At 59.3% G+C, this 20,343-nt stretch carries 17 protein-coding genes and 1 riboswitch; of the genes, 12 read left to right on the top strand and 5 right to left on the bottom strand.

Translation table 11 applies throughout. The features are described from left to right. Window positions 1-15: 15 nt before the first annotated feature. From leuA to leuD, 4 genes are read left to right on the top strand one after another with little or no spacing between them, the layout of a single operon-like run. Entirely contained in the window at window positions 16-1,587 is a 1,572-nt protein-coding gene (leuA, locus tag SOM40_RS03585) for a 2-isopropylmalate synthase (RefSeq protein WP_320529974.1), read from the top strand. Next, window positions 1,587-2,678: a 3-isopropylmalate dehydrogenase gene (gene leuB, locus SOM40_RS03580; RefSeq protein WP_320529973.1), complete on the top strand. Its 1,092-nt coding sequence runs from the start codon at window positions 1,587-1,589 to the stop codon at window positions 2,676-2,678. The genes leuA and leuB overlap by 1 nt, the downstream gene beginning before the upstream one ends. A gap of 2 nt (window positions 2,679-2,680) precedes the next feature. Then, window positions 2,681-4,081 (top strand): 3-isopropylmalate dehydratase large subunit, encoded by a 1,401-nt coding sequence (leuC, locus tag SOM40_RS03575; protein ID WP_261644758.1) that lies wholly within the window; start codon window positions 2,681-2,683, stop codon window positions 4,079-4,081. Between the two features lie 10 nt (window positions 4,082-4,091). Beyond that, window positions 4,092-4,697, top strand: coding sequence for a 3-isopropylmalate dehydratase small subunit (gene leuD / locus SOM40_RS03570; RefSeq protein WP_225759582.1), 606 nt, complete (start codon window positions 4,092-4,094; stop codon window positions 4,695-4,697). Between the two features lie 89 nt (window positions 4,698-4,786). On the opposite strand, the gene SOM40_RS03565 is transcribed toward leuD, so the two are convergent. The 3 genes from SOM40_RS03565 to sgrT form a co-directional block, all read right to left on the bottom strand. Then, complete coding sequence (locus tag SOM40_RS03565) at window positions 4,787-4,939, bottom strand: Hok/Gef family protein (RefSeq protein WP_261644757.1); 153 nt, start codon at window positions 4,937-4,939, stop codon at window positions 4,787-4,789. Between the two features lie 197 nt (window positions 4,940-5,136). Beyond that, window positions 5,137-6,342, bottom strand: a complete 1,206-nt coding sequence (locus tag SOM40_RS03560; RefSeq protein ID WP_166181590.1) for a sugar efflux transporter — start codon at window positions 6,340-6,342, stop codon at window positions 5,137-5,139. Window positions 6,343-6,445: 103 nt separating this feature from the next. Continuing rightward, on the bottom strand, window positions 6,446-6,598 hold the full coding sequence (gene sgrT / locus SOM40_RS03555; RefSeq protein WP_166181589.1) for a glucose uptake inhibitor SgrT: 153 nt from the start codon (window positions 6,596-6,598) through the stop codon (window positions 6,446-6,448). 87 nt (window positions 6,599-6,685) lie between these two features. Between sgrT and sgrR the strand changes: the two genes are divergently transcribed. From sgrR to thiQ, 4 genes are all read left to right on the top strand, one after another. After that, window positions 6,686-8,341 (top strand): HTH-type transcriptional regulator SgrR, encoded by a 1,656-nt coding sequence (gene sgrR / locus SOM40_RS03550; protein ID WP_166181588.1) that lies wholly within the window; start codon window positions 6,686-6,688, stop codon window positions 8,339-8,341. Between the two features lie 36 nt (window positions 8,342-8,377). Then, window positions 8,378-8,477: riboswitch (TPP riboswitch) on the top strand. A 34-nt stretch (window positions 8,478-8,511) separates the two neighbouring features. After that, window positions 8,512-9,495, top strand: coding sequence for a thiamine ABC transporter substrate binding subunit (gene thiB / locus SOM40_RS03545; protein ID WP_320529972.1), 984 nt, complete (start codon window positions 8,512-8,514; stop codon window positions 9,493-9,495). Beyond that, window positions 9,471-11,081 (top strand): thiamine/thiamine pyrophosphate ABC transporter permease ThiP, encoded by a 1,611-nt coding sequence (gene thiP / locus SOM40_RS03540; protein WP_261644755.1) that lies wholly within the window; start codon window positions 9,471-9,473, stop codon window positions 11,079-11,081. The genes thiB and thiP overlap by 25 nt, the downstream gene beginning before the upstream one ends. Further along, window positions 11,065-11,760, top strand: coding sequence for a thiamine ABC transporter ATP-binding protein ThiQ (gene thiQ, locus SOM40_RS03535; RefSeq protein ID WP_312190187.1), 696 nt, complete (start codon window positions 11,065-11,067; stop codon window positions 11,758-11,760). The genes thiP and thiQ overlap by 17 nt, the downstream gene beginning before the upstream one ends. 6 nt (window positions 11,761-11,766) lie before the next feature. Here thiQ and SOM40_RS03530 read toward each other — a convergent pair whose 3' ends face one another. Both SOM40_RS03530 and araC read right to left on the bottom strand, forming a co-directional pair. Beyond that, window positions 11,767-12,534 (bottom strand): DedA family protein, encoded by a 768-nt coding sequence (locus SOM40_RS03530; RefSeq protein ID WP_320529971.1) that lies wholly within the window; start codon window positions 12,532-12,534, stop codon window positions 11,767-11,769. Window positions 12,535-12,663: 129 nt separating this feature from the next. Further along, window positions 12,664-13,509: an arabinose operon transcriptional regulator AraC gene (gene araC, locus SOM40_RS03525; RefSeq protein WP_225759588.1), complete on the bottom strand. Its 846-nt coding sequence runs from the start codon at window positions 13,507-13,509 to the stop codon at window positions 12,664-12,666. A gap of 335 nt (window positions 13,510-13,844) precedes the next feature. On the opposite strand from araC, the gene araB reads away from it, so the two are divergent. From araB to polB, 4 genes are all read left to right on the top strand, one after another. Then, the gene (gene araB, locus SOM40_RS03520; protein WP_320529970.1) at window positions 13,845-15,554 is read left to right on the top strand and encodes a ribulokinase; all 1,710 of its coding nucleotides are present in this window, start codon (window positions 13,845-13,847) and stop codon (window positions 15,552-15,554) included. A gap of 10 nt (window positions 15,555-15,564) precedes the next feature. Next, the gene (araA, locus tag SOM40_RS03515) at window positions 15,565-17,067 is read left to right on the top strand and encodes an L-arabinose isomerase (protein WP_312078794.1); all 1,503 of its coding nucleotides are present in this window, start codon (window positions 15,565-15,567) and stop codon (window positions 17,065-17,067) included. A gap of 51 nt (window positions 17,068-17,118) precedes the next feature. Continuing rightward, complete coding sequence (araD, locus tag SOM40_RS03510) at window positions 17,119-17,814, top strand: L-ribulose-5-phosphate 4-epimerase (protein WP_225759590.1); 696 nt, start codon at window positions 17,119-17,121, stop codon at window positions 17,812-17,814. 118 nt (window positions 17,815-17,932) lie between these two features. Further along, on the top strand, window positions 17,933-20,290 hold the full coding sequence (polB, locus tag SOM40_RS03505) for a DNA polymerase II (RefSeq protein WP_320529969.1): 2,358 nt from the start codon (window positions 17,933-17,935) through the stop codon (window positions 20,288-20,290). The last annotated feature ends 53 nt before the right edge of the window (window positions 20,291-20,343 follow it).

The following is a 20,343-nucleotide window of genomic DNA, read 5'->3' as shown; positions in this document are numbered from 1 at the left end:
ACAAGGACCTAACCCATGAGCCAGCAAGTCATTATTTTCGATACGACCTTACGTGACGGTGAACAGGCATTACAGGCAAGCCTGAGCGTTAAAGAGAAATTGCAGATTGCTCTGGCCCTGGAACGTATGGGCGTAGACGTGATGGAGGTGGGTTTCCCGGTCTCTTCTCCAGGTGATTTTGAATCCGTTCAGACCATTGCCCGCACCATCAAAAACAGCCGCGTGTGCGCCCTGGCCCGCTGCGTTGAGAAGGACATCGATGTGGCCGCTGAGTCGCTGAAAGTCGCTGAAGCCTTCCGAATTCATACTTTTATTGCTACTTCGCCAATGCACATCGCCACCAAGCTGCGCAGCACGCTGGATGAGGTGATTGAGCGCTCCATCTATATGGTGAAACGCGCCCGTAATTACACCGACGACGTTGAGTTCTCCTGTGAAGACGCAGGCCGTACGCCAATTGAAGATTTGGCCCGCGTGGTTGAAGCAGCGATCCGTGCCGGGGCCACCACCATCAACATCCCTGACACCGTCGGCTACACCATGCCGTTCGAGTTCTCCAACATCATTACCGGGCTGTATGAGCGTGTGCCGAACATTGATAAAGCGATCATCTCTGTACACACCCACGACGATTTGGGCCTGGCGGTGGGTAACGCCATTGCGGCCGTCCACGCCGGTGCACGTCAGGTAGAAGGTGCCATGAACGGTATCGGTGAGCGCGCGGGCAACTGTTCGCTGGAAGAAGTGATCATGGCGATCAAAGTGCGCAAAGACATCATGAATGTGCAGACCCGCATTAATCACCATGAAATCTGGCGCACCAGCCAGACCGTCAGTCAGATCTGCAACATGCCGGTCCCGGCAAACAAAGCGATTGTCGGCACCGGGGCCTTCGCCCACTCCTCCGGTATCCACCAGGACGGCGTGCTGAAGAACCGCGAAAACTACGAGATCATGACTCCGGAATCCATCGGTCTGAACCAGGTGCAGTTGAACCTGACCTCCCGCTCTGGCCGTGCCGCGGTAAAACACCGCATGGAAGAGATGGGCTACAAAGACGCCGACTACAACATGGATCATCTGTACGACGCCTTCCTGAAGCTGGCCGATAAGAAAGGTCAGGTCTTCGATTACGATCTGGAAGCGCTGGCGTTTATCAACAAACAGCAGGAAGAGCCGGAGCACTTCCGTCTGGACTACTTCAGCGTGCAGTCCGGTTCAAGCGATATCGCTACCGCCTCCGTCAAGCTGGCCTGCGGCGACGAAATCAAAGCTGAAGCCGCCAACGGCAACGGTCCGGTGGATGCCATCTACCAGGCGATTAACCGCGTCACCGAATACGACGTTGAGCTGGTCAAATATGACCTGACGGCCAAAGGCCAGGGCAAGAACGCGCTGGGCCAGGTTGATATCGTGGTCAACTACCATGGCCGCCGCTTCCACGGCGTGGGCCTGGCGACCGATATCGTCGAATCCTCCGCCAAAGCGATGGTTCACGTCCTGAACAACATCTGGCGCGCCGCCGAAGTGGAAAAAGAGTTGCAACGCAAAGCTCAGAATAAAGAGAACAATAAGGAAACCGTGTAATGTCGAAGAATTACCATATTGCTGTGTTACCGGGCGACGGAATTGGCCCCGAGGTTATGGCACAGGCGCTGAAGGTTCTGGAAGCGATCCGCACCCGTTTTGCGATGAAAATTACCACCAGCCACTACGATGTGGGCGGTATCGCCATCGATAATCACGGCACGCCGTTGCCGCAGGCGACCGTGACCGGCTGTGAAAATGCCGACGCGGTGCTGTTTGGCTCCGTGGGTGGCCCGAAATGGGAACATCTGCCGCCAGCCGGGCAGCCTGAGCGCGGCGCGCTGCTGCCGTTGCGTAAACATTTCAAGCTGTTCAGCAACCTGCGTCCGGCGAAGCTGTACCAGGGGCTGGAAGAGTTTTGCCCGCTGCGCGCCGATATCGCCGCCAACGGTTTCGACATTCTTTGCGTGCGTGAGCTGACCGGCGGCATCTACTTTGGTCAGCCGAAAGGCCGCGAAGGCAGCGGTCAGCACGAAAAAGCCTTTGATACCGAGGTGTATCACCGTTTTGAGATCGAACGTATCGCCCGTATCGCGTTCGAATCTGCCCGCAAACGTGGCCATAAAGTTACTTCGATCGATAAAGCGAACGTGCTGCAATCCTCGATCCTGTGGCGTGAGATCGTCAACGAAATCGCCCGGGAATATCCGGACGTGCAGCTGTCGCATATGTATATCGACAATGCCACCATGCAGCTGATTAAAGATCCGTCCCAGTTCGACGTACTGCTGTGCTCCAACCTGTTCGGTGACATCCTCTCTGATGAGTGCGCGATGATCACAGGCTCGATGGGGATGTTGCCGTCCGCCAGCCTGAATGAAGAAGGGTTTGGCCTGTACGAGCCGGCAGGCGGCTCAGCACCGGATATCGCGGGCAAGAATATTGCTAACCCGATTGCGCAGATCCTCTCTCTGGCGCTGTTGCTGCGCTACAGCCTGGATGCGAACGACGCGGCAACGGCAATCGAGAGCGCCATCAACCGTGCGCTGGAAGAAGGCATTCGCACCGGTGATTTGGCCCGTGGCGCTGCCGCAGTTACTACCGATGAAATGGGCGACATCATCGCCCGCTATGTCGCTGAAGGGGTGTAATCATGGCGAAGACGTTGTACGAAAAGTTGTTTGATGCGCACGTGGTCTTCGAAGCGCCGAACGAAACCCCATTGCTCTATATTGACCGTCACCTGGTTCACGAAGTGACCTCGCCGCAGGCGTTCGATGGCCTGCGCGCGCATAATCGCCCGGTGCGTCAGCCAGGCAAAACCTTTGCCACGATGGACCATAACGTCTCGACGCAGACCAAAGACATCAACGCTTCCGGTGAGATGGCGCGCATTCAGATGCAGGAGCTGATCAAAAACTGCAACGAATTTGGCGTGGAACTGTACGACCTGAACCACCCGTACCAGGGCATTGTTCACGTAATGGGGCCAGAGCAGGGTATCACCCTGCCGGGCATGACCATCGTCTGCGGCGACTCCCATACCGCCACCCATGGCGCCTTTGGTGCGCTGGCCTTCGGGATCGGCACCTCAGAAGTGGAACACGTGCTGGCGACCCAGACCCTGAAGCAGGGCCGGGCGAAGACCATGAAGATTGAAGTTACCGGCCAGGCTGCACCGGGCATCACAGCCAAAGACATCGTGCTGGCGATCATCGGTAAAACCGGCAGCGCCGGCGGCACTGGTCATGTGGTGGAGTTCTGTGGCAGCGCGATCCAGGCCCTGAGCATGGAAGGCCGTATGACCCTGTGCAACATGGCCATTGAGATGGGCGCAAAAGCCGGTCTGGTTGCCCCGGATGAGATCACCTTCGCATATGTGAAAGATCGTCTGCATGCGCCGAAAGGCCAGCACTACGACGAAGCCGTTGCGTACTGGTCGACCCTGAAAACCGACGAGGGTGCACAGTTTGACACCGTGGTGACCTTGCAGGCCGAAGCAATTGCGCCGCAGGTCACCTGGGGCACCAACCCGGGGCAGGTGATCTCCGTTAACGACAGCATTCCTGACCCGGCCTCGTTCGCCGATCCGGTTGAACGCGCCAGTGCAGAGAAGGCGCTGGCCTATATGGGGCTGAAACCGGGCGTGCCGTTGACCGACGTAGCAATTGATAAAGTATTTATCGGCTCCTGCACCAACTCACGTATCGAAGATTTGCGTGCGGCGGCAGAAGTCGCGAAAGGCCGTAAAGTGGCCCCGGGCGTGCAGGCGCTGGTGGTGCCAGGCTCCGGTCCGGTGAAAGCGCAAGCCGAAGCCGAAGGGCTGGATAAGATTTTCATCGAAGCCGGCTTTGAATGGCGTCTGCCGGGTTGCTCCATGTGTCTGGCGATGAACAACGACCGCCTGAATCCGGGTGAACGTTGCGCCTCTACCAGCAACCGTAACTTTGAAGGTCGTCAGGGTCGCGGCGGGCGTACCCATCTGGTCAGCCCGGCGATGGCCGCAGCTGCCGCAGTGACCGGCCATTTTGCCGATATTCGCAGCCTGAAATAAGGAGACCATCATGGCAGAGAAATTTACCCAACATACTGGCCTGGTGGTCCCTCTGGACGCGGCCAACGTCGATACTGACGCCATTATTCCCAAGCAGTTTTTGCAGAAGGTTACCCGCACCGGTTTTGGTGCCCATCTGTTTAACGACTGGCGTTTCCTGGATGACAAAGGCGAAGTGCCGAATCCGGAGTTCGTGCTGAACTTCCCGGAATTCAAAGGCGCGTCAATCCTGCTGGCGAGGGAAAACTTCGGCTGCGGCTCCTCCCGCGAGCACGCCCCATGGGCCCTGACCGACTACGGTTTCAAAGTGGTGATTGCCCCGAGCTTTGCCGATATCTTCTACGGCAACAGCTTCAACAACCAGCTGCTGCCGGTGACGTTAAGCGATGAGCAGGTCGACGAGCTGTTTGCGCTGGTGCAGAGCCATCCGGGGATGACCTTTGAGGTGGATCTGGAAGCGCAGGAAGTAAAAGCCGGAGATAAAACCTATGGCTTTAACATCGATACTTTCCGTCGCCACTGCATGATCAACGGCCTGGACAGCATCGGACTGACCCTGCAGCACGAAGACGCGATTGCCGCCTACGAGAACAAACAGCCAGCCTTTATGAATTAATTTAATGGCCCGCTTAGCGGGCCATTAAAAAAGGTGCCTGAGCCAACAAACACTCTGGAAAGGCGGGGAAAAAGCTCCCCGCCCTCGCCTTAACGTTTCACTTCACACGCTAACACTGCCGCCAGCTCTGTATGATCCTGTCGGTATCGCAGCTCACACAGCGAGTCGCGAACCATCCAGGTGAAGATCAATAACGTTATACAGATCATCAACAAACCTAACAGCAGAGTACGTTTTGGCATTCCAGCCTCCTTATTGCTTTCCAGCGATGAAGAGGCTACCCTCATAGGGTCAAGTATGTTGTGTTGGGTAGCCTCACATCAATGTTAAGTTGAGTGGGGCTTTCTTCTGTCTACCCTTGCGCAAATGCTTCAGGCAAACAGCCTCAAGCACCCGCCTGAACTCTATTCGTATTCCCCCCCGCTGTCAGAATGGGCTCTCATTTCGTGAAGCCGCCTTCCAGAATTTCACTCTCTTTTACCCGCCAGGTCAGCACCAGCGCCACCAGCGAAATCGCTGCAATTACCCAGTACACCACGTAATGACCATAGCTTTGCACCAGCGCCCCCTGGATGATCCCCGCCAGAATCACCCCGGTTGAAATGCTGTTGGTAAACAGCGTAGTGGCTGAACCTGCCCGCCCCGGCATCAGATCCTGGAACCAGAGCATGCCAATCCCGGCGACGATGCCGATAAAGACCGCGTTGAACAGCTGCAGGGCAAGTAACGCTTCACGGCTGTGGAAGAGGATCAGCCCCAGATAAAACAGTACGCCTGCCGCCACCGCAATCACCATCATCCGCCGTTTACCAAAGTGTTTGACGTAATAACCGGCGAGGATCATCGCCGGGATTTCCAGCCCGGCGGCGGTGCCCATTAAGATCCCGGCCAGCTTGTCCGGCAGGCCCAGATCGCTGCTGATCCACAGCGGCATGTCGATGATGTACATGGTGTTGCAGGTCCACATCAGGGTGGAAGCGATAAACAGCCTGCGGACGTTTTTGTTCTTCCAGCCGCTGACCTGGGTCACCGGTATCGCGCCTGCGGAATCCACCCGGGCAACGGAGGGCAGCGCAAAGGCGATTAACCCCAGGCTGATGGCAAAAATGGCCGCCGCAATCGAGAACATGGCGGTAAAGCCATAGTTAAGCGCCAGCATAAAGGCCAGCGGCGGGCCGATAACCCACGCCAGCGATAGCTGGGCACGCATCACCGAGCTGAACATCACCACTTCCCGCGCCGAGCTGTCGGCATATTCCCGCGCCAGGGCAAAAAGCTGTGGCATAGCGGTATTAGCCAGCGAAGCCAGCAGTACGCCGCAGGTGAGTAAGGTCAGATAGTGACGGTTAAAAGCAAACAGCAGCGCATTGCCGATTGCCATCGCGCAGCAAAAGAGGATCAGCTTGCGGCGATCGCCCTGGCTGTCGGATCGTTTCGCCAGCCACAGGCTGACCAGGATCCCGGCGACGGCGTTGACGGTGTAAAAAATTCCTACCCAGAAGGGCTGAGCCCCCACCTCGCGGCTCAGGAACAGGCTCAGGGTCGGGGCCTGCAGCGCACCGGCGATGCCCATCATAAAAGCCACCATTAAAAAGGCAGCATAAACACCGTTGAGACGGCGTCCCATCGTCATTAACCAGAGCATTACCTGTTCCCTTTAGCGCAAGTGAAAACGAAAAAAGCCAGCAGATAATACCTGCTGGCGTGGTGATTCGCACCAATACTCAGTCACACATGATCGAAGCCATTCAGCGTTCCGAGGTCGATGTTGTCACCTCCCACTGCATCAGATCTTCCAGTATTTTCAGCCGCTGCTCTGCACACCGGCGGGCCAGCCAGGACATTCCCTTTGTCGCTGAGAAGTACTGTTGGTAAAACTGATTCGTGGTCGACCTCTTCATATTCACCTCCTCGCTTCATCGAAGAAGATTATTGGCCTAATATAGGGATTAATAAATTGCTGATTTTTTGTCAGGAGTTCCTCTTTTATGCCCTCTGGTCGTCTGCAACAACAATTCATCCGCCTGTGGCAGTGCTGTGACGGCCAACCCCAGGAGACCACGCTCAGCGAGCTGGCCGAGCTGCTCAACTGTTCGCGCCGTCATATGCGCACCCTGCTTAATACCATGCAGCAACAGGGCTGGCTGAGCTGGGAGGCCGAAGCCGGGCGCGGCAAACGTTCCCGCCTCACCTTCCTTTACACCGGCCTCGCCCTGCAGCAGCAGCGGGCAGAAGATCTCCTCGAGCAGGATCGCATCGAGCAACTGGTGCAGCTGGTGGGTGACAAGGCCGCGGTACGCCAGATGCTGGTCTCCCACCTGGGCCGCAGCTTTCGCCAGGGCAGGCATATCCTGCGGGTGCTCTACTATCGCCCGATGAAAAACCTGTTACCGGGCAGCGCACTACGACGCTCCGAAACCCATATGGCACGGCAGATCTTTAGCGGCCTGACGCGCATAAATGAGGAAAACGGGGAACTGGAAGCCGACATTGCCCACCACTGGCAGCAACTTTCCCCGTTGCACTGGCGCTTTTTCTTGCGGCCCGGCATCCATTTTCATCATGGACGTGAGCTGGAGATGGCCGACGTCATTGCCACCCTGCAGCGCGCCCGCGAGCTGCCCCTCTATTCACACATTACCCGGGTCCAGTCCCCCACCGCCTGGACCCTGGATATTCAGCTCTCGCAGCCCGACCGCTGGCTGCCATGGTTGCTGGGATATGTGCCGTCGATGATCCTGCCGCGCGAGTGGGAATCGATGCATAACTTTGCCAGCCAGCCGGTGGGCACCGGGCCGTATGCGGTCTCCCGCAACAACAATAACCAGCTGAAGATCCGCGCCTTCGATGACTACTTTGGTTACCGGGCGCTGATTGATGAGGTCAACGTCTGGGTCCTGCCGGATATCAACGAAGAGCTGAGCGTCGGCCTGACGCTGGAAGGGCCCACCGAGGGGGAAAAAGCGGTGGAGAGCCGGCTGGAAGAGGGCTGCTACTATCTGCTGTTCGACGCCCGCTCCCACCGCGGCGCCAGCGCAGAGGTGCGGCAGTGGGTAAGCCGGATCCTCTCCCCGGCGAACCTGATCTACCAGGCCGAGGAGGTATATCAATCCTACTGGTTCCCGGCGTATGGCCTGCTGCCGCGCTGGCACCACGCCCGCCCGGGACGCGGCGACAAACCGGCCGGGCTGGAGAGCCTCACCCTGACCTTCTACCGCGAACATATCGAGCACCGGGTGATCGCCCGAATGATGAGCGAACTTCTGGCCGCCGAGCAGGTGACGTTAAACATTCAGGAAGTCAGCTATGAGGAGTGGCATCGCGGCGAGACGGTGAGCGATATCTGGCTCAACAGCGTCAACTTCACCCTGCCCCTCGACTTCTCGCTGTTCTCGCATCTGTATGAAGTCCCGCTCCTGCAGCACTGTATTCCCCGCGACTGGCAGCAGGACGCCGCCCAGTGGCGTGCGGGTGAGATGAACCTTGCCGTCTGGTGCCAGCAGCTGCTGTCCCAGCAGGCGATTGTCCCGCTGATCCACCACTGGCTGATGATCCAGGGTCAGCGCAGTATGCGCGGTTTACGCATGAATACCCTGGGCTGGTTTGACTTTAAATCGGCGTGGTTTGCACCGCCGGAACCTTAACACTTTCGTAATATTCACCAAATCATTACAATACCGTCGTTCTCAACGGGGTGCTGCGCGCAAGCGTGTGCTGAGAAAATACCCGTCGAACCTGATCCGGATAACGCCGGCGAAGGGATTTGAGGCTGTCGCTCAAAATCCTTTGCCACTCTCACATACAGAGGTGCAAAGTGTTCAAAACTGTTCTTCCCCTGCTGGCGCTGATTGCGCTGCCTGCCGTTGCCAGTCCTGTCCTGACGGTCTACACCTACGACTCCTTCGCCGCCGACTGGGGCCCTGGCCCGGCGGTCAAAAAAGCCTTCGAAGCCGACTGCAACTGCGAGCTGAAATTCGTGGCGCTGGAAGATGGCGTCTCGCTGCTCAACCGTCTGCGGATGGAAGGCAAGAACAGCAAAGCCGACGTGGTGCTGGGTCTCGATAACAACCTGCTGGAAGCGGCCACGCAAACCGGGCTGTTCGCCAAAAGCGGCGTGGCGGCCGATGCGGTTAAAATTCCTGGCGGCTGGAAGAACGACACCTTTGTACCCTTCGACTATGGCTACTTCGCCTTCGTGTATGACAAAAACAAGCTGAAAAACCCGCCGAAGAGCCTGAAAGAGCTGGTTGAGAGCGACCAGAAATGGCGCGTGATCTACGAAGATCCGCGCACCAGCACCCCGGGGCTGGGTCTGCTGCTGTGGATGCAAAAAGTGTATGGGGACAAGACCCCGGAAGCCTGGCAGAAACTGGCCGCCAAAACCGTTACCGTCACCAAAGGCTGGAGCGAGGCCTACGGGCTGTTCCTGAAAGGCGAAAGCGACCTGGTGCTGAGCTACACCACCTCTCCGGCGTACCACATTATTTCGGAGAAAAAAGAGAACTACGCCGCCGCTGATTTTGCCGAAGGTCACTACCTGCAGGTTGAAGTCGCCGCCCGCACCTATGCCAGCAAACAGCCGGAACTGGCGGAGAAGTTTCTGAAATTTATGGTCTCGCCGTCGTTCCAGAATACGATCCCAACCGGCAACTGGATGTACCCGGTGACTGACGTCGCTTTACCGGCCGGTTTCGACAGCCTGGTCAAACCGCAAACCGCACTGGAATACTCTCCGCAAGAAGTGGCCGGGAAACGTGCCGCCTGGGTCAGTGAATGGCAACGCGCCGTCAGCCGCTGATCGCCGGCTGGTTACTCCCGGGGCTGATCGCCGCCATCCTGATGGTGACCGTCGCCCTGGGAGCATTTCTGGCGCTGTGGTTTAACGCGCCAGCCACCGACGTCACGGCGCTGCTGCACGACAGCTATCTGTGGCACGTCATCCGCTTCTCGTTCTGGCAGGCGTTTCTTTCCGCCCTGCTCTCCGTGGTACCCGCTATTTTCCTTGCCCGCGCCCTCTACCGGCGGCGCTTCCCCGGACGGCAGGCGCTGCTGCGCCTGTGCGCCATGACCCTGATCCTGCCGGTGCTGGTGGCGATATTCGGTATCCTCAGCGTCTACGGGCGTCAGGGCTGGCTTGCCGCGCTCTGTCAGGCTCTGGGGCTGGAGTGGACCTTCTCCCCTTATGGCCTGCAGGGCATCCTGCTGGCGCACATCTTTTTCAACATGCCGATGGCGACGCGGCTGCTGCTGCAGGCGCTGGAGAATATCCCTGGCGAGCAGCGCCAGCTCGCCGCTCAGCTCGGGATGCGCGGCTGGTCCTTTTTCCGCTTCGTAGAGTGGCCGTGGCTGCGCCGTCAAATTCCGCCCGTTGCCGCGCTGATCTTTATGCTCTGCTTTGCCAGCTTCGCCACCGTGCTCTCGCTGGGCGGCGGACCGCAGGCCACCACCATTGAGCTCGCCATCTATCAGGCCCTGAGCTACGACTACGATCCGGGCCGGGCGGCGCTGCTGGCGATGGTGCAGATGTTCTGCTGCCTGGGGCTGGTGATGCTGAGCCAGCGGCTGGGTAAAGCCATCGCCGTGGGCAGTAGCCAGCTTACCGGCTGGCGCGATCCGCAGGATAGCCTGCGCAGCCGTCTGACCGATGGCCTGCTGATCACTCTCGCTCTGCTGCTGTTACTCCCGCCGCTGCTGGCGGTAGTGGTGGATGGCCTGAATCTTAACCTGCTGTCGGTGCTGCAACAGCCGGTGCTGTGGCAGGCGCTCGGCACCTCGCTGCGCATTGCCCTGGGAGCGGGGCTGCTCTGCGTGGTGCTGACCATGATGCTACTGTGGACCAGCCGGGAGCTGTATGCCCGTCAGGCAAAGGTGGCTGGGCAGGCGCTGGATCTCAGCGGGATGCTGATCCTGGCGATGCCCGGCATTGTGCTGGCGAGCGGGTTTTTCCTGCTGTTCAACAGCACCGTTGGCCTGCCGGAATCCGCCGATGGCATCGTCATCTTCACCAACGCCCTGATGGCCATTCCGTATGCGCTGAAGGTACTGGAAAACCCGATGCGCGACCTCAGCGCCCGCTACACCCTGCTCTGCGATTCACTGGGCATGCATGGCTGGCAGCGGCTGAGGGTGGTGGAACTCCGCGCCCTGAAACGCCCCCTGGCGCAGGCGCTGGCCTTTGCCTGCGTGCTGTCGATCGGTGATTTCGGGGTGGTGGCGCTGTTTGGCAATGATGATTTCCGCACCCTGCCGTTCTGGCTGTATCAGCAGATCGGCTCGTATCGCAGCCAGGACGGTGCCGTGACGGCACTGCTGCTGTTGCTGCTGTGCTTTGCGTTATTTACCGTTATCGAAAAACTCCCGGGGCGTGATGCTAACTCTCACTGATGTAACCTGGCTTTATCAGCACCTGCCGATGCGCTTCACCCTGTCCGTGCGCCAGGGGGAATTGATCGCCGTGCTCGGCCCCAGCGGGGCGGGGAAAAGCACGCTCCTCAATCTGGTGGCCGGTTTTCTGCAACCGGCCAACGGCCAAATTACGATTGAGGGACGGGATCATACCCACACGCCGCCTGCTGAACGCCCGGTGTCGATGCTGTTTCAGGAAAACAATCTCTTTACCCACCTGACCGTGCGCCAGAACATCGGCCTCGGCATGCATCCGGGCCTCCGGCTGAATGCCGGACAACAGCAGAAGCTGAGCGATATCGCGGCGCAAATGGGGATTGGCGATCTGCTGGAGCGGTTGCCGGGTGAGCTCTCCGGTGGCCAGCGCCAGCGCGTCGCACTGGCACGCTGTCTGGTACGCGAGCAGCCGATCCTGCTACTGGATGAGCCCTTTTCGGCGCTTGACCCCGCGTTACGTCAGGAGATGCTGCTGCTGGTCAAAGAGGTGTGTGAACGCCAGAACCTGACGATGTTGATGGTGTCCCACAGCGTGGAAGATGCGCTTAAAATCGCTCATCGGTCGGTGGTGATTGCCGATGGCCGTATCGCCTGGGACGGCGATACGGAACAGCTGGTGAGCGGCAAGGCCAGCGCATCGCGCCTGCTGGGGATCCACTGACGACGGTCAGCGGCTGACGACCTTCAATAAAATCTCACCGTAGACCGGCATCAGCGGATGGCGGACCAGGGCCACCAGCGCCACTACGGCAATCCCCAGGGTGACGGGCGCTACCCAGAATAAGCGCCCGCGCGGCAGGTAAGTGCTCAGACGATCCGCGGAAGCTCTTCCGCTGCGCCACAGCCGCCAGCAGAGCCAGGCCGCCAGCCACAGCAGCAGCGCGGTTGCCAGCAGCAGCCACTTAAAGCCGCCGCTCTGCACCCCGGCAGGAATATCGATGGCCGCCCCGGCCAGAATGCCCGGCAGGAAGTAGATCGGTGGCCAGAACAGGCAGCCCAGCAGGTTCGGCACGATGAACTTGGTCACCGGCAGATCCAGCATCCCCGCCACCATCGGCACCAGCGGACGCGTCGGGCCGACAAAGCGGCCCACCAGAATGGTAAACATGCTGTGCTGATGCAGCGCGTGCTCGGTTTTATCGAGCAGGGCTTTGTTCTTCTTCATGAACGACCAGCGGTGGAGCGGTTTTTTAAAGCGCCAGCCCAGCCAGAATGAGATCCAGTCCCCCAGCAGACATCCGACGATGCCCGCCAGCCATGCCTGCCAGAAGTTCACCTCGCCGCTGCCGATCAGGGCGCCGAGACCGGTCATCATCACCGTGCCGGGTAAAATCAGGCCGACCAGCGCCAGGGATTCAAGAAAGGCCACTAACGCCACAGCGATAAGCGAGTAAGTAACGGACTGGGTAATGAAATGTTCCAGCAATGCCTGCATAACAGTTCCGGTCAGGTGGCGAAGCAGGGATTCTGCGAACAGAGGCCTGCTGCGTCAAGACAACAATTGTCTGAATAGTTTACCGGGTGTGAACGGCATTCAGCGAATATGTTTAGTTTTATTTACCTTCTATTCACAGCCTGCGCGAAATTCGCTCGGGCTGGCCCCGGTACATTTTTTGAAGACCCGGGAGAAATAGAGCTGATCCTCAAAGCCGACGTTGCGTCCGACAGTGGCAATCGGCATCCGGGTGGTGCTGAGCAGCAGCTTGGCCTGGCTGATACGCTGATCCTCGCGCCAGCTCAGGACACTCACCCCCAGCTGCTGGCGGAACAGGTGAGACAGACGCGACGGCGACAGGCAGACATGCTGGGCGACGCTGGCGATATCAAACTGGCTGTCCGCCAGATGGTCGCTGATGTACTGGCAGGCTTCGCGCACCCGGTGATCCAGCGGCGGGTTCAGGGATTCGTTGATCGCCTCCATCCGCCGCAGCAGGAGCTGCTCCAGCAGGTTGATCGCCAGCAGTTCGGCATAGCGCCCTCCCGCCTGTCCGGCCTCGATAATCTGGGCAAAGAGCTCACGAAACTGCGGCTGATGAACCTCATCCGGACGATAAAAGCCGGTATGGGCAAACATCGACGGCCAGGCCAGCCACTCATGCCAGTAGGCGCGGGGGCGGAAGTAGACCCACTGGTGATACCACTCCCGGGCGTCAGGATGGCGACCGTAGTGGTGAATCTCCCCCGGCGGGAAGAGCAAAATATCCCCTGGACGGCAGACGAAGGTCTGGTCACCATTTTTGATTACCCCCTCCCCGCGCACGGTCAGGTTGAGGATATAGCCCTTCATCCCCAGCGGTCGGTCAACGTAAAAATCGAGATAGCCGTCGGCCTCGATGGGCGTCAGCCCCGCCACCAGATGCGCGTTAAACGAGTAGCCCGGCAGCAGGGGATCACTTTGCGTTTCAGCCATATTGTCTGTACTCCTGACGGTCCTGAAGGAAACCATTTGTCCATATCAACAAAAGCGGCATAAAAACGGGCCAGTCAAAGAACGAAAAGGTATCAGCCCGCTTTTAGGTCCGCCATCTTAACGCTTCCGTTGCGATTTAACCGTAACATCGAGCGGGTCGGCAGTAACAAAAGTGTCTATAACCACGGCAGAAATGTCCACATCGATTATTTGCACGGCGTCACACTTTCCCATGTCACAGCAAAATCATCCATAAGATTAGCGGATCCTGCCTGACGATTTTCCCCCTCACTCTCTAATGTTCATGCATATCTGTTTTTTGATGGAGCAACACCATGGCAATTGCGATTGGCCTCGATTTTGGCAGTGACTCAGTACGCGCCCTGGCAGTGGAGTGCACAACGGGTCAGGAGATAGCGACCAGCGTTGAGTGGTACCCACGCTGGCAGGAGGGGCGCTTCTGCGATGCGCCGAATAATCAGTTCCGCCATCACCCGCGCGACTACATCGAGTCGATGGAAGCGGCGATCAAAACCGTGCTGGCTGAGTTAAGCGAAGCACAGCGCAGCCAGATCGTCGGCATCGGCGTGGACAGCACCGGCTCCACCCCGGCCCCGATTGACGCCGACGGCCAGGTGCTGGCCCTGCGTCCGGAGTTTGCCGACAACCCGAACGCCATGTTCGTGCTGTGGAAAGACCATACCGCGGTGGAAGAAGCCGAAGCCATCACCCGTTTGTGCCATCAGCCTGGCAAAAGCGACTACTCCCGCTACATCGGCGGCATCTACTCCAGCGAATGGTTCTGGGCGAAGATCCTGCACGTTACCCGTGAGGATCAGCGCGTTGCCGAGGCGGCGGTATCGTGGATTGAGCTGTGCGACTGGGTTCCGGCCCTGCTCTCCGGCACCACGCGCCCACAGGATATCCGCCGCGGCCGCTGCAGCGCCGGGCATAAATCCCTCTGGCATGAGAGCTGGGGTGGCCTGCCACCTGCCGCCTTCTTTGACGAGCTCGACCCGATCATCAACCAGAACCTCGACTACCCGCTGTTTACCGACACCTGGACCGCCGATATTCCGGTGGGCACCCTCTGCGCCGAGTGGGCAGAACGTCTGGGCCTGCCGCAGCAGGTGGCGATCTCCGGCGGGGCATTTGACTGCCATATGGGTGCGGTCGGCGCCGGTGCCCAGCCAAATACGCTGGTGAAAGTGATCGGCACCTCCACCTGCGACATTCTGACCGCCGACAAAGCCAGCGTCGGCGACCGCGCCGTGAAAGGCATCTGCGGTCAGGTGGACGGCAGCGTGGTACCTGACTTTATCGGGCTGGAGGCGGGTCAGTCCGCCTTTGGCGACATCTACGCCTGGTTTGGCCGGGTGCTGGGCTGGCCGCTGGATCAGCTGGCGGCTACACACCCGGAACTGAAAACCCAGATTGACGCCAGCAAGAAACAAATTCTGCCGCAGCTGACCGAAGCCTGGGCTAAAAATCCGTCGCTGGAGCATCTCCCGGTGGTGCTCGACTGGTTTAACGGTCGCCGCACGCCGAACGCCAACCAGCGTCTGAAAGGCGTTATTACCGATCTGAACCTCGCCACCGACGCCCCGGCGCTGTTCGGCGGGCTGGTGGCCGCCACAGCCTTTGGCGCACGCGCCATCATGGAGTGCTTCACCGAGCAGGGGATCGCCGTTAATGAGGTGATGGCCCTGGGCGGTATCGCCCGTAAGAACCCGGTGATCATGCAGGCCTGCTGCGACGTGCTGAACCGTCCGCTGCAGATTGTCGCCTCCGATCAGTGCTGTGCCCTGGGCGCGGCGATCTTCGCCGCGGTCGCGGCGGGAGTCCATGCCGATATCCCGACGGCGCAGCAGCATATGGCGAGCCAGGTGGAAAGCACCCTGCAGCCGCGCCCACAGCAGGCGCAACGTTTTGAACAGCTTTATCAGCGCTACCAGCAGTGGGCGAAGAGCGCTGAGCAGCACTATCTCCCTGTCGCCGCCCCGGTTAAGAGCATCCCGGAATCTACGGCAACCCTGACACATTAAGGACACGATAATGACGATTTTTAATAATTATGAAGTGTGGTTTGTGATTGGTAGTCAGCATCTTTACGGGCCGGAAGCCCTGCGCCAGGTGACTCAGCACGCAGAACATGTGGTCAACGCCCTGAATGCGGAAGCAAAACTGCCGTGCAAACTGGTGCTCAAGCCGCTGGGCACCTCACCGGATGAAATCACCCATATCTGCCGCGACGCCAACTACGACGACAAATGCGCCGGCCTGGTGGTGTGGCTGCACACCTTCTCCCCGGCCAAGATGTGGATCAACGGCCTCACCATCCTCAACAAACCGCTGCTGCAGTTCCATACCCAGTTCAACGCGGCGCTGCCGTGGGACAGCATCGACATGGACTTTATGAACCTGAACCAGACCGCGCACGGCGGCCGCGAGTTCGGCTTCATCGGCGCGCGTATGCGTCAGCAACACGCGGTGGTCACCGGCCACTGGCAGGATAAACAGGCCCACCAGCGTATTGGCTCGTGGATGCGTCAGGCGGTATCGAAGCAGGATACCCGTCATCTGAAAGTGGCGCGCTTCGGCGATAACATGCGCGAAGTGGCGGTGACCGACGGCGATAAAGTCGCCGCGCAGATCAAATTTGGTTTCTCCGTCAATACCTGGGCGGTGGGCGATCTGGTGCAGATCGTCAATGAGGTCAGCGATGGCGACGTCAATGCGCTGGTGGATGAATATGAAAGCAGTTACCGCCTGACGGCGGCGGCACAGGTGAATGGTGACAGACGCCAGAACGTGCTGGATGCGGCGCGCATCGAGCTGGGCATGAAGCGCTTCCTCGAACAGGGCGGCTTCCATGCCTTTACCACTACCTTTGAAGATCTTCACGGCCTGAAGCAGCTCCCGGGCCTGGCGGTACAACGTCTGATGCAGCAAGGCTACGGCTTTGCCGGGGAAGGCGACTGGAAAACTGCCGCTCTGCTACGCATCATGAAAGTGATGTCGACCGGTCTGCAGGGCGGCACCTCCTTTATGGAGGACTACACCTACCACTTCGAGAACGGCAACGATCTGGTGCTGGGCTCGCACATGCTGGAAGTCTGCCCATCGATCGCCGTGGATGAAAAACCGATCCTCGACGTTCAGCAACTCGGCATCGGCGGCAAAGCCGATCCAGCCCGTCTGATCTTCAACACCCGCACCGGCCCGGCGATTAACGCCAGCCTGATCGACCTGGGGGATCGCTTCCGCCTGCTGGTCAACTGCGTAGACGCGGTGGAAACCCCGCACGCCCTGCCGAAACTGCCGGTGGCCAACGCCCTGTGGAAAGCCCAGCCGGATCTGGCGACCGCGTCCGAAGCCTGGATCGTGGCAGGCGGCGCCCACCATACCGTCTTCAGCCATGCGCTGGATCTCAACGATATGCGTCAGTTCGCGGAACTGCACGACATCGAGCTGACCGTGATTGATAACGACACCCGGATGCCAGCGTTCAAAGACGCCCTGCGCTGGAACGAAGTCTATTACGGTTCAAAACGTTAACAGGGGAACCTTTGGCCTGCCGCAGGGCGGGCCTTTTTTCCTGGAGGATACATGCTGGAAGATCTCAAACGTCAGGTGCTTGAAGCCAACCTGGCCCTGCCGGAACACAATCTCGTCACCCTGACCTGGGGCAACGTCAGCGCGGTTGACCGCGACGCTGGCGTGTTCGTTATTAAACCGTCCGGCGTCGACTACCGGGTGATGACCGCCGACGATATGGTGGTGGTCAGTATCGCCACCGGTGAAGTGGTGGAAGGAACGAAAAAGCCCTCCTCCGATACGCCGACCCATCGCCTGCTGTATCAGGCTTTCCCGTCGATCGGCGGCATCGTTCACACCCACTCCCGACACGCGACCATCTGGGCGCAGGCCGGGCAACCGATCCCGGCGACCGGCACCACCCACGCCGACTATTTCTATGGCACCATCCCCTGCACCCGCAAAATGACCGACGCCGAGATCAACGGCGAGTACGAGTGGGAAACCGGGAACGTGATCGTCGAAACCTTCGAGAAACAGGGGATCGACGCGGCGCAGATGCCGGGGGTGCTGGTTCACTCTCACGGCCCGTTCGCGTGGGGCAAAAATGCCGAAGACGCGGTACACAACGCCATCGTGCTGGAAGAGGTGGCCTATATGGGCATCTTCTGCCGCCAGCTGGCACCACAGCTGCCGGATATGCAGCAGACCCTGCTGGATAAACATTATCTGCGTAAGCACGGCGCGAAAGCCTATTACGGTCAGTGATTGTTCCCTCTCCCCTTTGGGGAGAGGGCCAGGGTGAGGGGATACCTGTATAAAACCCCAGCAAAACACCCGCAACCAGGCTATACTCACGCCTGGTTTTGTTTTATGAGAAAACGGCGTGGCGCAGGCGCAAGAAGGCTTTTTACTGACCCGACACTGGCGGGATACCCCGCAGGGTACCGAAGTGGAATTCTGGCTGGCGACCGACAACGGTCCGCTGCACATCACCCTGCCGCCGCAGGAGTCCGTGGCCTTTATTCCTGAGCCTGACGTCGAAAAAACGAAACAGCTGCTGCGCGGTGAAAGCGGCTGGCGGCTGACCCCCCTTGAACTGAAAGATTTCCAGCGTCGTCCGGTCTACGGCCTCTACTGCCGCGCCCATCGCCAGCAGATGCGCTATGAAAAACTGCTGCGCGAGGCGGGCGTGACGCTGTACGAAGCCGACGTTCGTCCCCCGGAACGCTTTCTGATGGAGCGCTTTATCACCGCTCCGGTCTGGGTAGACGGTACACCTCAGGGCGATCGGCTGATCAATGCCCGCCTCAAACCCAACCCACACTATCGCCCGCCGCTGAAATGGGCGTCAGTGGATATTGAAACTACCCGCCACGGCGAGCTGTACTGCATCGGCATTGAGGGCTGCGGCCAGCGGGTGGTCTACATGCTCGGCCCGGCCAACGGCGATGCCAGCGGCCTCGATTTTGAGCTTATCTACGTCAACAGCCGCCCGCAGCTGCTCGAGAAGCTTAACGCCTGGTTTGCGCAACACGATCCGGACGTAATCATCGGCTGGAACGTGGTGCAGTTTGACCTGCGGGTGCTGCAAAAGCATGCTGAACGTTACCGCATCCCCTTGCTGCTCGGGCGCGGCAACAGCGAGCTGCAGTGGCGCGAGCACGGCTTTAAAAATGGCGTCTTCTTTGCCCAGGCGAACGGGCGGCTGATTATCGACGGCATCGAGGCGCTTAAGTCAGCATTCTGGAGCTTTTCGTCATTTTCGCTGGAGTCGGTATCGCAGGAGCTGCTCGGGGAAGGTAAGTCCATCGACAACCCCTGGGACAGGATGGACGAGATTGACCGCCGCTTCGCCGAAGATAAACCGGCCCTGGCGACCTATAACCTGAAAGACTGCGAGCTGGTAACGCGGATTTTCCACAAAACCGAGATCATGCCGTTCCTGCTGGAGCGCGCCACGGTCAATGGTCTCGCCGCCGACCGGCACGGCGGCTCAGTGGCTGCCTTCAGCCACCTCTATTTCCCACGCATGCACCGGGCGGGTTATGTGGCCCCTAACCTCGGCGACGTACCGCCTCAGGCCAGCCCCGGCGGCTATGTCATGGACTCCCGCCCCGGTCTTTACGACTCGGTGCTGGTGCTGGATTATAAAAGCCTCTATCCGTCGATCATCCGCACCTTTCTGATCGATCCGGTCGGGCTGGTGGAAGGTCTGGCCCAGCCGGATGAGCAGCACAGCACCGAAGGTTTTTTGGGGGCGCGTTTCTCCCGGGAAAAACACTGCCTGCCGGAGATTGTCAGCCAGATCTGGCACGGGCGCGAAGAGGCCAAACGCCACGGCAACAAACCCCTCTCCCAGGCGCTGAAGATCATCATGAACGCCTTTTACGGCGTGCTCGGCACCAGCGCCTGCCGCTTCTTCGATCCGCGCCTGGCGTCGTCGATCACCATGCGCGGCCATGAGATCATGCGTCAGACCAAAGTGCTGGTGGAATCCCGGGGCTATGACGTGATTTATGGCGATACCGACTCAACCTTCGTCTGGCTCAAGGGCGCGCAGAGCGAAGCGGAGGCGGCGGCCATCGGCCAGGCGCTGGTGACCTACGTGAACGACTGGTGGCGGTCCCATCTGCAACAGGCGGGCTTAACCAGCGCCCTTGAGCTGGAGTATGAAACCCACTTCTGCCGCTTTTTAATGCCCACTATCCGCGGCACCGATCAGGGCAGTAAAAAGCGCTACGCCGGGCTTATCCAGGAGGGCGAAAAGCAGCGGATGGTGTTTAAAGGGCTGGAGACCGTGCGCACCGACTGGACGCCGCTGGCGCAGCACTTCCAGCAGGCGCTGTATCTGAAAATCTTCCGGCGCGAGCCCTATCAGGAGTTTGTCCGCGAGACCATCGCCAGCCTGATGGCGGGTGAGCTGGATGACCAGCTTATCTACCGCAAACGCCTGCGCCGCCCGCTGGCGGAGTACCAGCGTAACGTGCCGCCGCACGTTCGCGCCGCCCGGCTTGCCGATGAGGAGAACGTCCGTCTCGGGCGGGCGCCGCAGTACCAGAACCGCGGCACCATCAAATATGTCTGGACCACCGGCGGGCCTGAACCAGTGGATTATCAGCGCGCTCCTCTTGATTATGAGCACTACCTGACGCGGCAGCTGCAGCCGGTGGCAGACGGAATTTTACCTTTCATGGACGACGACTTTGCTACACTGATGACAGGTCAGTTGGGGCTATTTTGACAGGTGACGAAATCGCTGCCATCCAGTACCATAGCGCCCTTTCCATTCCCGGA

Source organism: Leclercia sp. CFBP8987, from assembly GCF_034044995.2.
In the GTDB taxonomy this organism is placed as follows: domain Bacteria; phylum Pseudomonadota; class Gammaproteobacteria; order Enterobacterales; family Enterobacteriaceae; genus Enterobacter; species Enterobacter tamurae.
Note: the sequence above shows the minus strand (reverse complement) of the source record. Positions and strands in the feature narration are given on the sequence as shown.